This is a genomic window from Butyricicoccus sp. AM27-36 (genome assembly GCF_003480945.1).
Classification (GTDB): Bacteria; Bacillota; Clostridia; order Oscillospirales; family Butyricicoccaceae; genus Agathobaculum; species Agathobaculum butyriciproducens.
In genome coordinates this window covers 84,607-96,745 of the sequence record NZ_QUJR01000003.1, presented here as the reverse complement: position 1 = coordinate 96,745, position 12,139 = coordinate 84,607, and the positions used below count along the sequence as shown (strand labels likewise).

Below are 12,139 nucleotides of genomic sequence, written 5' to 3'. Positions count from 1 at the left end.
TGCCCAAATTCGACAGTACTGCTTTTCAGCGGCGCTGTCCGCATATATATTATAATGAAAGGAAGGGACCCGTTATGGCAAACCGCATGGTTCTTCATATTGCCGGTCAAAAATACAATCTGGTCTCCGACGAGAGCGCGGACTATATGAATGAGGTAGCCGAGCTGGCACGCCAGACCGTGGCGCACTGCGGCGGCTCGCCGTCGTTCGCATCCACACGCGCGCTGGCACTGGCAACGATCACGCTGGCGGATGATTACATCAAGGCCAAGTCTGCCGCCGAAGCCGCTGAGGCAAAATGCCGTGCCCTCGAAGCCGAGCTTGCCGCACTGCGCGACCGGCAGGCGCAGAATAACGGCAAGCACCCGAATCACAACCGCAAATGAGGAATAAAGTAGAACTTCTTGCTCCCGCCGGTTCGCCGGAGGGCATTCGCGCCGCTGTGCAGTCCGGCGCAGGCGCGGTCTATATGGGCTTCGGCATGTTCAACGCACGCCGCAACGCACAGGGCTTTTCGCATGACGAGATGGCGGACGCCATCGCCTACTGCCGCGCACGCGATGTAAAAACCAATATCACGCTCAACATTCTTGCCGGCGACCGCGAGCTTGAGGACGCACTCGAGGACGCAAAGTTCCTGTACGAGGCAGGCGCGGACGCACTCATCATTCAGGATCTGGGACTTGCGCGGCTCATCCACGCACACGCGCCGGATTTCGCGCTGCACGCCTCCACGCAGATGACCATTCACACACTCGACGCAGCAAAGCAGGCGCGCGACATCGGCTTTTCGCGCGTAGTGCTCAGCCGGGAATGCTCCCGCGAGGAGATCAAACTCATCACCGAGCAGGCCGGTGTCGAGACCGAGGTGTTCGTGCACGGTGCGCTGTGCATGTGCTACTCGGGTCAGTGCTACCTGTCCGCCGTGATCGGTCAGCGCTCGGGCAACCGCGGTCTGTGTGCACAGCCGTGCCGCCTGCCGTACAGCGGCGGCTATCCGCTGTCGCTCAAGGATCTCATGCTCGCCGGACACGTTGCCGAGCTTTCCGACTGGGGTGTGTCCTCGCTCAAGATCGAGGGTCGCATGAAGCGTCCGGAGTACGCCGCTATTGTAACCAAGGTCTACTCTGACCTGCTCCGCGAGCACCGCAGACCGACCGCCGAGGAGCGCGACATCCTGCGCCGCGTATTCTCGCGCGACGGCTTCACCGACGGCTACTACACCGGCAAGCTGGGCGACAGCATGTTCGGCACCAAGACCGATGTGCCGATGAACGAGGTAAAGAAACTCTATGACGAGGCCGCGCACCGCTTTGCCGAGGGCAAGGAGGCACCGCTCGTGCCGGTTTCCCTCTGCTTTACCGCCCGCAAGGACACCGGTGCGGTGCTCAGCGCGGACGGCGTTTCGGTCGTCATGCCGGTCGAGCAGGCGCAGAACCGCCCGACCACACCGGAGATGATCGAAAAATCGCTCAGAAAGACCGGCGGTACGCCGTTTTATATTGAGAATATGCGTATCGAGGTGCAGGACGGTCTGATGATACCGGCGTCCGTGATGAACGGCATGCGCCGCGATGCACTCGACCTTCTGCTGGCAAAACGCGGCGTTGCGCCCTCCCGCGACTGGCTGCACGGCAGCGTGCTGCCGCGCGACGATGAGGCCGCTGCCCGCGAGGGCTTCCGCGGCTACACCGCCACGGTGCGCACCAAGGCGCAGGCGGATGCGCTGCGCGAGCTTGGTCTGGAGACCGTTTACGTCCCGCTTGAAGTTGCAGCGCAGACCGGACTGCCCGCCATCCTGCCGCGCGTGTTCTCGGACAATGAGCAGCCGCAGATCGAGATGCTGCTCGGCGAAGCCATGAGCCGAGGAACCGACACGGTTCTCGCCGGAAACATCGGTCACATCCCGCTTGCCAAGCGGCTTGGCTTTACCGTGCACGGCGATTTCGGTCTGAACGCCTACAACAGCAAAACGCTGAGTGCGCTGGCTGAAATGGGCGTTTCCCGCCAGACGCTTTCGTTCGAGGCTCGTCTGGCGCAGATTCGAGATATGCGCGGTCCGCTCGAGACCGACCTGATCGTCTACGGCCGTCTGCCGCTGATGATCTTTGAAAACTGCGCCATTCGCCGTCAGCACGGCGGCAAGTGCTCGTGCCAGAACGGCGTGACGTACCTCACCGACCGACGCCGGGAGCGTTTCCCGCTGCTGAACGAATTCGGCTGCCGCAACACGCTGCTGAACAGCCGTCCGCTGTGTCTGCGCGAGGATTTTGCCCGCCTGGGTGTACAGACCGCGCGTCTGCAGTTCACCATCGAATCGCCCGAGGAATGTGTGCGGATTGCCCGCGCGTTCCTGTCCGGCGCACCGCTGGACGGCGAATTTACCAACGGATTATATAAAAGAGGAGTCGAATAATGGAGATCGTTTTAGCGTCCGCTTCGCCGCGGCGCAGGGAGCTTCTGAGCCTTATCACCGAACACTTTACGGTCTGCCCTGCCGATGCGGATGAAACCCTGCGGGATGCGCCGCTCGGTGAGGAAGTCACCCGTCTTTCCCGCCTCAAGGCCGAGGCTGTGCAGGCGCAGCACCCGAACGCCGTGTGCATCGGCTCGGATACCATGGTCACAATCGACGGACTGCGCCTCGGCAAGCCGAAGGACGCGGACGAGGCCGCTTCCATGCTCCGCTGTCTGCGCGGACGCACCCACGAGGTGCTGACCGGACTTGCCGTGCTCACGCCGGACGGCGGGGCGCACACGCTGCACACCTGCACGCGCGTCACCTTCCGCGATTTTGCGGAGGACGAGCTTGCCGCCTACCTCGCCACCGGAGAGCCGCTCGACAAGGCCGGCGCCTACGGCATCCAGGGCCACGGCGCACTGCTCATCAAGGGCATTGAGGGCGACTATTATAGCGTCATGGGTCTGCCTGTGGCTCCGCTTTATACCATTCTGCGCGATATTCATGCGGTATAAGCCGCATTTACCTGCTGAAATTCCACATTTCAGTGCAACATTATGAAAGGAAGATTCGTTTTGCGACGACGTCATAAAGTCGGCTCTCCGCTCCTGATCGGTGCGGCAGTCGTCATTCTGCTGTGCATTCTCTCCGCGGTGTACAGCGGCATCAGCGGCAATTCCTCGCCGATCACGAGAGCCGCCGGTACGGTTGTCCGGCCGTTTCAGCGGTTCGGCACCGGTGTCGGACACTTTTTCAGCAAGGGACTGGATTATTTCACCGAGTTTGATGCACTCAAGGCCGAGAATGAGCAGCTCAAGCAGCAGATCAGCGACAATGCACAGCTTGTGCGCGACGCACAGATCGCGCTCGAGGAAAACAACCAGCTGCGCTCTCAGCTTGGACAGCCGGAGAACACCCGCACCACCACCACGGTCAGCGCCGAGGTCATCGCCCGCAGTCCGGGCGACTGGGCGGATACGCTGACGCTGGACAAGGGCAGCTCGAGCGGCGTCAACAAGGACGATCTCGTAACGACCGTGGACGGCATGCTCGGCTTTGTCAGCGAGGTGACCGACAACACCTGCGAGGTGACTTCCATCACCGACCCGAAAATGCAGTGCGGCGCGCTTGTCACCCGCACGCGCGAGACCGCCATCGCGGAGGGCGACTATAACCTGATGACACGCGGTGCGCTTCGCCTGTCCTATCTGCGCGAGGACTCCAAGGTGGTCGTCGGCGATACGGTCGAGACCTCGGGACGCGGCGGTGTATTCCCCAAGGGCATCCTCATCGGCACGGTGGAAAGCGTGCAGCCGGAGGAAAGCGGCCTGTCGTACTACGCGGTCATCAAGCCGTTTGTCAGCGTGGACAGCGTTTCCTCGGTTTCCATCATCACCGAATACACGGACACAGCGGAGTAAGCCATGCAGAGAGAACATATTTCCATCCCGAAGCTGATCGTGTATGTGCTGTTTTCGGTGATTATCTTCGCGCTGCAGACCGGCACGTTCGGCGGCATGCGCATTTTCGGCTCTGCGGTCGATCTGCTGCCCGCACTCGTCACGGCAGCCGCGCTGCTCGGCGGCCCGGCGGAGGCGGCTGTTACCGGCGTAACGGTCGGCATCTGCTATGACCTCAGCTTCACCGGCGTGGACGGTCTCTATCCCCTGTTTTTCCTGCTGTTCGGCTATGCCGCCGGAAAGCTCTGCCAGAGACTGCTCACCCGCAATTATATTTCCATGCTCATCCTCACGGCGTTTGAGTGTGTGCTGCTCGGTCTGCTGCGGTATCTCTTCTCGCTGATGCATGCAGGCGCGTCCTTCCTGATCGTCCTGCGGCAGCTTGCCGTCGGTACGGTGCTGACCTGCCTGTTCTGCTTTGTCGTTTACCTGCCGCTGCGCAGGCTCAGCGGCAAATCCCGCAAGCGCAGCCGCTGACCCTTTGCGGAAAGGAGCACTTCCCCATGTTAAATAAACCTCAACTGCTTCGCCGTCTGCTCGCGCTGTGCGGACTGCTGCTGCTGTGCAGCGGTGTGGCGCTCTCGCAGTTATTCCAGCTGCAGATTTTGAGCGGCGAAAAGTATGTCCGCCGCTCGGCGGAGTTTCTCACCACCACGTCTACGGTTTCCGCAGCCCGCGGTGAGATTCTCGACCGCTATGGCAGACCGCTCGTCACCAACAACACCGGCTTTTCGCTCGTGCTCATCTACTCGTCCTTCTGGGACGGCAACGACAAGCGGTTTGATACCCTGCTCGATCTGACGCACCGTATCCAAACCGCAGCCGTGGACGCGACCGCCAAGCAGAATGCCGCAAAGGCGGCTGCTGCCACCGATACCTCGAGTGACACCTCTGCGGATGCCACAGGCAGCACGGATACGTCCTCGGACACCCCGACCGACACCGCGCAGGCGGTTTCTGCGGACACAGCGGCAATTCCGTCCATCAACGACCGGCTGCCGATCACGCAGTCCGCGCCGTTCACCTACAACAGCTCATCGCTGACCGAATTGTCGGGTTATATGAAGGACAGCGCCAAGTCGCTCGGTCTGGATGCGGTTACAGCGGCCGTAGACGCTGCCAAGCAGGCGAGCGAGACCGACCCCAAGACCGACGAGAACGGCAGCATCATTGATCAGGCAGCGCAGGTGGATGCGACCAAGCTGGTCTCCCCGACCGAGTTTATCAATGCCATGCGCGCCTATATGGAGAAAAACCTCGGCATGCCGACCGATCTCTCGCTTGCGGACGCCCGCACGATGGTCGGCATCTATTACAGCATGCGCACGGTCGGCTTCAGCAATCAGGCGACCTACACGCTCGCGGACAATGTGCCGATGGACCTGATCGCCTATATCAAGGAGCACAGCGCGGATTTTCAGGGCATTGAAATCCAGAGCGAAGCCGTCCGCCAGTACGACACCGCCACCGCCGCGCACCTGCTCGGCACGATCGGCTCCCTGACCTCCGACGAGTGGAGTTCCGACAAAAACGGCGGCCCTTACAAGGACAAGGCAGGCTACCAGATGAGCGATCTCATCGGCAAGTCCGGTCTGGAGAGCGCGCTCGAGTCCTACCTGCATGGCACGGCAGGCTCCCGCACGGTGGAGACCGACCTTGGCGGTTCGGCTATTGCCGAGCAGACCACCGCTACGGCTCCCAAGCCCGGCGACAATGTTATCACCACGATTGACCTTGACCTGCAGGAAGTCGCTGAGAAATCGCTGGCAGGCAATCTCTCCGCTTACGGCAAGGGCGGCGCGGCTGTTGCGCTCGACCCGAACACGGGCGAGGTGCTCGCGATGGCGTCCTACCCGACCTACGATCTGGCAAACTACAACAAAAACTACGCCTCCATCCAGGCGGACAGCCGCCATCCGGAGGTAAACCGTGCAACCTCGGGTGTGTACCCGCCGGGCTCCACCTTTAAGATGGTGACCGCCATCGCGGGTCTGGAGGAAGGCATCATCTCCGGCGACACCTACGTTACCTGCACCGGCACCTACGAGTACGGCGGACAGACCTTCCGCTGCAACAACCACGACACGCCCATGACGCTCAACGTCACGGATGCGCTCAAATACTCGTGCAATACGTTCTTCTACACGGTCGGCCAGAAGCTGACCGGTGAGCACCTCGAGCAGTGGACTAAGAAGTTCGGTCTCGGCACGGCGACCGGCATCGAGGTCGGCGAAGCCACCGGTCAGGCGGCAGGCCCGACCTACCGTGAGCAGCAGCGCAAGGCCGACCCGGCGATCCGCGAATGGCAGGGCGGCGATGATCTGAACGCAGCGATCGGTCAGTCGGATAACGGCTTTACGCCGCTGCAGCTGGCAAACTATGTTTCCGCGATTGTAAACGGCGGCACGCTGTACAAGCCGACGCTCGTCAAAAGCATCAAAAGCTACGATTACAGCAGCTTTATGAAAACCGATGAATCCGAGGTGCGCGGCAAGATCGACATTTCGGATGCCACGCGTGAGCTTGTCATGCAGGGCATGAGCGAGGTTACCGACGAGGGCGGTACCGCAGGCAGCGTTTTCGCAGACTACCCCATCAAGGTCGGCGGCAAGACCGGTACGGCCGAGATGTTCGAGAACGGCGAGTCATTCGACAATGGTCTGTTCATCGCGTTTGCGCCCTTTGACAACCCGCAGATCGTTATCTGCGTGGTCGGTGAAGGCGCAGGCCACGGCGCTTACGTTGCGCCGATCGTACGTGATATGCTCGATGAGTATTTCTCCATCGGCAAGTCGGACAGCGCAGCCTCTCGTCAGGCGGAGAACACCCTGATTCGATAAAACAATTGTAAGCGAAACTGCAGTTTCGCGGCAGCCTAAGCCCGGCAAATGTGATTTTGCCGGGTTTTCTGCGTTTAAATCAGGCGGCTTTCCAAGTTTTCAACAAAAAAATCTCGAGGAACGCTTGTAAACCGCCCGCTGTTAGTTTATAATACACTTGTAGGCGAATCTGCAGATTTATGCAGTATTGCCTTAAGGCAATACCGCATAATTGAACAAGAGCGATTTGCGAGCAAATTTTGCGTTCTGACAAGGCGCGGTTTTGCGGTAATACTTGATGTATTACCGTGAAATCTCGGCAGCGCGGACGGAACTCGCGCAAGGAACCGAAGCCAAAGTCAGGGCACAAAATTTCCGCAAAGCGCCGCAGCTTTAATTATGCAGCATTGCCTTAAATAAGGTTTTCTTTCGGAGGCGGTATGTTGAAGGTGATTCTTGTTGCGTCCGGTAAGGGCGGCACAGGAAAAACCTCCCTTACAGCGGGCGTAGGCGCGGCTCTCGCGCAGCTTGGCAGCAAAGTGCTGCTGATTGACGGCGACTGCGGTCTGCGCAATCTGGATATCGTGCTCGGCATGTCCGACCGGGTGGTCTACTCGTTTGCCGATGTGGCAGGCGGCGCGGTTCCCCTCGCGGATGCCATGGCGTGCCATCCGGATATGAAAACGCTGTACTTACTCACTGCACCGGTGGCGCTTCCCGCTCTCAGCGAGCGCGGCATGGAGCAGCTGGCTGTGCAGGCCGAGGAGGCCGGGTTCGACTACCTGCTGATCGACGGTCCCGCCGGACTGCCGGCTGAGCTTTCCTTTCTGGCGCATATTGCCACGCAGGCGATCATCGTCACCTCGACCGACCGCGTGTGTGTCCGCGGCGCAGAACGCTGCGCCCGCAAGCTGGAGGAGGAATACTGCATACAGCGCATCCGCATGGTGCTTAACCGCGTGCGTCCGCAGCTCATCAGCCACGGCAAATCCGGCAACATCGACGACGCGATGGACGAAGCGGGACTTCCCCTGCTCGGTCTCGTGCCCGAGGATGTGGACCTCATTTCGTGCAGCAACAGCGGCAGGAGCATTCATGCCGTCAAGCACACGGGCGCGGCTCGCGCCTTTATGAATATCGCCCGGCGGCTCAACGGCGAGCGTATTCCACTTAAATTGTAAGTAATCTCAAAATGAATATACAGGAAAGGGGTTATTCCTGATGAATATAGCACTGATCGCACATGACCGCAAAAAAGAACTGATGGTACAATTTTGCATGGCATACTGCGGTATTCTTGCAAAGCATAATATCTGTGCCACCGGCACCACCGGCAAGTTTGTTGAAGAAGCTACCGGTCTGAAAATCGACAAGTGCCTTGCGGGTATGCAGGGCGGCGAGGAGCAGATCTCCGCGCGCGTAGCCTACAACGAGATCGACCTCGTGCTGTTTTTCCGTGATCCGATGTCCAACGCACAGTACGAACCGGACGTTCATGCGATTTCCCGCCTGTGTGACATGCACAATATCCCGATTGCAACCAACTCGGCAACCGCCGAGATGCTCATCCTCGGTCTGGATCGCGGTGATCTGGATTGGCGTAATATTGTCAACCCGAAGAACAAAAAATAAACAATAGCATTCGTTGCACCGGATCGGGTACGCCAATTCGGTGCATACGTCTGTCTTGAGGAGAATCAAAATAGTTATGGAAAAAGTAAAACCCAGAACCTTATCCGGCTTTATGGAGCTGCTTCCGGCACCGCAGGTGCAGATGGAGCGCATCATGCAGGTACTGCGCGAAACCTATGCGCTGTACGGCTTCTATCCGCTGGATACCCCGCTGATCGAGTCCTCCGAGGTGCTGCTTGCCAAGGGTGGCGGCGAGACTGAAAAGCAGATCTACCGCTTCACCAAGGGCGACAGCGATCTGTCCCTGCGATTCGATCTGACCGTACCGCTGGCAAAGTATGTTGCCCAGCACTACGGCGAGCTGACCTTCCCGTTCCGCCGTTTCCAGATCGGCAAGGTTTACCGCGGTGAGCGCGCACAGCGCGGCCGTTTCCGCGAGTTCTATCAGGCGGACATCGACGTCATCGGTGACGGCAAGCTGGACATCATCAACGAGGCCGAGGTGCCGAGCATCATCTACAAGACGTTCACCTCCCTGGGCCTCGAGCGCTTCAAGATCCGCATCAACAACCGCAAGGTGCTCAACGGCTTCTTTGCTATCCTCGGTCTGACCGAGAAGGCCGGCGATGTGATGCGTACCATCGACAAGCTGGAGAAGATCGGCGCAGAGAAGGTAAAGACCATTCTGGTCGAGGATTTCGGCGTGGAAGCAGCTACGGCTGACGAGCTGCTGAAGTTCATCGAGACCCCGGGCGGCACCGAGGGTATCCTCGCGGCGCTGGAGGGATACAAGGGCAGGAACGAGGTATTCGACCTCGGCGCTGAGGAGCTGAAAACGGTTGCAACCTATATGCAGGCGTTCGGCGTTCCGGCTGACCACTTCGAGATCGACCTGACCATTGCACGCGGTCTGGACTACTACACCGGCACCGTTTACGAGACCGCTATGCTCGACCATCCGGAGATCGGTTCCATCTGCTCGGGCGGCCGCTACGACAACCTCGCCGAGTACTACACCGACAAGCAGCTGCCGGGCGTTGGCATCTCCATCGGTCTGACCCGTCTGTTCTACGTTCTCGGTGAGCAGGGTTATCTGAACGACCAGATGAACAAGGCACCGGCAGACGTACTCATCCTGCCGATGACCGACGACATGGGCGCGGCCATCAAGACCGCTACCGCTCTGCGCGAGTCGGGCATCCGCACCCAGCTGTACAGCGAGCAGAAGAAGTTCAAGCACAAGATCGGCTACGCCGACAAGCTGGGCATTCCGTTCGTTATCTTCCTCGGCGAGGATGAAATTAACGCGGGCGTGGTCGCTGTCAAGGATATGGAGAGCGGCGAGCAGGTCAAAATTTCGCTTGACGAGGCAGCAAAGCTCATCCATGACGGTCTGGCGAAGAAAAACGCAGGCAAGGTCATCTGCGACAAATAAATCGCTAAATTGCAGGGCGGGTGACCCGCCTTTGGTAGAGATAGATTTTCAACTGAATATGGAGGGATTGTTTATGAAACAGCTTATTTACGGCGGTATTCTCATGATAACCGGCATGCTCGGTGTCATTGCGGCTATTCTGGCGCTTTCCGCGTCGATTGCCGACGGCGCTTCCATTATGTTCCTTATCGCCTTCGCCGGCATTATTTTATTTGCGATTATGGTCTTTCTCGGCTATTATGAGCATGTCCGCCCGGCGATGAAGAATACAGACAATGAGTAACTTAAATTATCCATATCTCAGCTAATCCGCGCGACAGCGCGTATTAAATAGAATTTGCTCTGCAAATTCATAAAAACCGGGAGCATGTATCACGGTTTTTATACCCTAAGAGGGAGAAAGTTTCTGCACAGGAACTTTCGGACGACTTTGGAACGGCCCCCGGTCCGTTCCTGCTTGTCGGCGAAACTGTAGTTTCGCGACAGCCGAAATCTTAGTAATAAGGATTGATAAACATGAATAACACATCTATTGCAGGCATGAAGCGCACGCATATGTGCGGCGATCTTCGCCTGGAGCACGCCGGTCAGACCGTTACCGTAAACGGCTGGGTTGACCGCGTGCGCGACAACGGCGGCGTACTGTTCCTGCTGCTGCGCGACCGTGCGGGCATTGTACAGTGCACGTTCGACAAGTCGGTCAATGCTGACCTGTTCGACATTGCCTTCACCTGCCGCACCGAGTTCGTTGTAGCGGTAAAGGGCAAGCTGGTCGCCCGCGACGCGGCCGCCATCAACAAGAAGATGCCGACCGGCGAGGTCGAAATTATTGCCGAGGACATTCGCATTCTGTCCAAGGCGGAGACCACCCCGTTTGAGATCGACGACACCAAGGAAGTCGGCGACCAGATTCGTCTGAAGTACCGCTACCTTGACCTGCGCCGTCCGTCCATGCAGAAGAACCTGATGCTGCGCCACCGCGTAACGCAGGTTGCCCGCAACTACTTCGATGAGCACGGCTTCCTCGAGATCGAAACCCCGATGCTCACCAAGTCCACCCCGGAGGGTGCGCGCGACTACCTCGTGCCGTCCCGTGTACATCCGGGCAAGTTCTACGCCCTGCCGCAGTCCCCGCAGCAGTACAAGCAGCTGCTCATGCTGTCCGGCATGGACCGTTACATTCAGATCACCCGCTGCTTCCGCGACGAGGACCTGCGTGCCGACCGTCAGCCGGAGTTCACCCAGATCGACCTTGAGATGTCGTTCGTTGAGCAGGATGACGTTATCGCCGTCAACGAGGGCTTCCTCCAGCGCGTGTTCAAGGAAGTGCTCGATGTTGACATTCAGCTGCCGCTGCCGCGCATGACCTGGCAGGACGCCATGGACAAGTACGGCTCGGACAAGCCGGACGTTCGCTTCGGCTTTGAGATCCGCGATATTTCCGACATTGCCGCAAACTGCTCGTTCAAGGTGTTCAAGGACACCGTGGAGAACGGCGGCACGGTTCGTCTCATCAACGTAAACGGCTATGCGGACAAGTTCCCGCGCAAGGAGATCGACAAGCTCGGCGAGTTCGTCAAGACCTACCGCGCAAAGGGTCTGGCATGGATGAAGATTGCCGCAGACGGCAGCATGACTTCTTCGTTTGCCAAGTTCCTGTCCGAGGACGAGATTGCAGCCATCAAGGAGCGCGCAGGTGCAAAGGAGAACGACCTGCTGTTCGTTGTTGCCGACGCAAACTGGCAGACCGCCGCTGTGGCTCTGGGCGCGCTGCGCTGCGAGCTGGCTAAGCGTCTGGGCCTTGCCAAGAAGGACGACTTCAAGTTGCTGTGGGTCACCGAGTTCCCGCAGTTCGAGTACAGCGAAGAGGAGAACCGCCTCGTTGCCATGCACCATCCGTTCACCGCACCGATGGACGAGGATATCCCGCTGCTGGACACCGATCCGGCCAAGGTTCGTGCCAAGGCGTACGACATTATCCTCAACGGCTGTGAGCTGGGCGGCGGCTCCATTCGTATCCACGATCCCGAGCTGCAGACCAAGATGTTCGAGGTCCTCGGCTTCACCGAGGAGAAGGCCAAGGAGCAGTTCGGTCACCTGATCACTGCATTCTCCTACGGCGCACCTCCGCACGGTGGTCTGGCTTACGGTCTGGATCGTCTGTGCATGCTGCTCGCCGGTCTGGATTCCATCCGCGACGTGATCGCCTTCCCGAAGGTTCAGAACGCGTCCGACCTGATGATGAACTGCCCGGATATCGTAGATGACAAGCAGTTGGACGATCTCTCTATCGCAGTTACCCGCGTAGAAGAAACGCCTGAGGCATAAATTC

At 59.0% G+C, this 12,139-nt stretch carries 11 protein-coding genes; all 11 read left to right on the top strand.

Annotated features, from left to right (window positions below):
• Window positions 1-74 precede the first annotated feature (74 nt).
• The 11 genes from DW724_RS05600 to aspS all read left to right on the top strand — a co-directional run bounded on the left by DW724_RS05600 (window position 75) and on the right by aspS (window position 12,135).
• On the top strand, window positions 75-386 hold the full coding sequence (locus DW724_RS05600; RefSeq protein WP_158574630.1) for a cell division protein ZapA: 312 nt from the start codon (window positions 75-77) through the stop codon (window positions 384-386).
• Window positions 383-2,416 carry a U32 family peptidase gene (locus tag DW724_RS05595; RefSeq protein ID WP_118760919.1) on the top strand — a complete coding sequence of 678 codons (2,034 nt, stop codon included), beginning with the start codon at window positions 383-385 and terminating at the stop codon, window positions 2,414-2,416. The genes DW724_RS05600 and DW724_RS05595 overlap by 4 nt, the downstream gene beginning before the upstream one ends.
• Window positions 2,416-2,976: a Maf family protein gene (locus DW724_RS05590; protein ID WP_118760918.1), complete on the top strand. Its 561-nt coding sequence runs from the start codon at window positions 2,416-2,418 to the stop codon at window positions 2,974-2,976. The genes DW724_RS05595 and DW724_RS05590 overlap by 1 nt, the downstream gene beginning before the upstream one ends.
• Window positions 2,977-3,036: 60 nt before the next feature.
• Window positions 3,037-3,882 (top strand): rod shape-determining protein MreC, encoded by an 846-nt coding sequence (gene mreC, locus DW724_RS05585; RefSeq protein WP_158574386.1) that lies wholly within the window; start codon window positions 3,037-3,039, stop codon window positions 3,880-3,882.
• A gap of 3 nt (window positions 3,883-3,885) precedes the next feature.
• Window positions 3,886-4,398: a rod shape-determining protein MreD gene (gene mreD / locus DW724_RS05580; RefSeq protein WP_118760917.1), complete on the top strand. Its 513-nt coding sequence runs from the start codon at window positions 3,886-3,888 to the stop codon at window positions 4,396-4,398.
• Window positions 4,399-4,424: 26 nt separating this feature from the next.
• Entirely contained in the window at window positions 4,425-6,761 is a 2,337-nt protein-coding gene (locus tag DW724_RS05575; protein ID WP_118760916.1) for a penicillin-binding transpeptidase domain-containing protein, read from the top strand.
• Between the two features lie 419 nt (window positions 6,762-7,180).
• Complete coding sequence (locus DW724_RS05570) at window positions 7,181-7,921, top strand: nucleotide-binding protein (protein WP_117490997.1); 741 nt, start codon at window positions 7,181-7,183, stop codon at window positions 7,919-7,921.
• Window positions 7,922-7,961: 40 nt separating this feature from the next.
• Window positions 7,962-8,372, top strand: a complete 411-nt coding sequence (locus DW724_RS05565) for a methylglyoxal synthase (protein WP_110437294.1) — start codon at window positions 7,962-7,964, stop codon at window positions 8,370-8,372.
• A 76-nt stretch (window positions 8,373-8,448) separates the two neighbouring features.
• Complete coding sequence (gene hisS / locus DW724_RS05560) at window positions 8,449-9,807, top strand: histidine--tRNA ligase (protein ID WP_118478603.1); 1,359 nt, start codon at window positions 8,449-8,451, stop codon at window positions 9,805-9,807.
• A gap of 73 nt (window positions 9,808-9,880) precedes the next feature.
• The gene (locus DW724_RS05555; RefSeq protein ID WP_118760915.1) at window positions 9,881-10,090 is read left to right on the top strand and encodes a hypothetical protein; all 210 of its coding nucleotides are present in this window, start codon (window positions 9,881-9,883) and stop codon (window positions 10,088-10,090) included.
• 233 nt (window positions 10,091-10,323) lie between these two features.
• Entirely contained in the window at window positions 10,324-12,135 is a 1,812-nt protein-coding gene (aspS, locus tag DW724_RS05550; protein ID WP_118760914.1) for an aspartate--tRNA ligase, read from the top strand.
• Window positions 12,136-12,139: the final 4 nt, after the last annotated feature.

Coding starts and splice junctions, on each gene's coding strand:
- mreD (WP_118760917.1), top strand. CDS start 3,886: ATGCAGAGAGAACATATTTCCATCCCGAAGCTGATCGTGTATGTGCTG.
- DW724_RS05565 (WP_110437294.1), top strand. CDS start 7,962: ATGAATATAGCACTGATCGCACATGACCGCAAAAAAGAACTGATGGTA.
- hisS (WP_118478603.1), top strand. CDS start 8,449: ATGGAAAAAGTAAAACCCAGAACCTTATCCGGCTTTATGGAGCTGCTT.
- DW724_RS05570 (WP_117490997.1), top strand. CDS start 7,181: ATGTTGAAGGTGATTCTTGTTGCGTCCGGTAAGGGCGGCACAGGAAAA.
- DW724_RS05595 (WP_118760919.1), top strand. CDS start 383: ATGAGGAATAAAGTAGAACTTCTTGCTCCCGCCGGTTCGCCGGAGGGC.
- aspS (WP_118760914.1), top strand. CDS start 10,324: ATGAATAACACATCTATTGCAGGCATGAAGCGCACGCATATGTGCGGC.
- DW724_RS05555 (WP_118760915.1), top strand. CDS start 9,881: ATGAAACAGCTTATTTACGGCGGTATTCTCATGATAACCGGCATGCTC.
- DW724_RS05600 (WP_158574630.1), top strand. CDS start 75: ATGGCAAACCGCATGGTTCTTCATATTGCCGGTCAAAAATACAATCTG.
- DW724_RS05575 (WP_118760916.1), top strand. CDS start 4,425: ATGTTAAATAAACCTCAACTGCTTCGCCGTCTGCTCGCGCTGTGCGGA.
- DW724_RS05590 (WP_118760918.1), top strand. CDS start 2,416: ATGGAGATCGTTTTAGCGTCCGCTTCGCCGCGGCGCAGGGAGCTTCTG.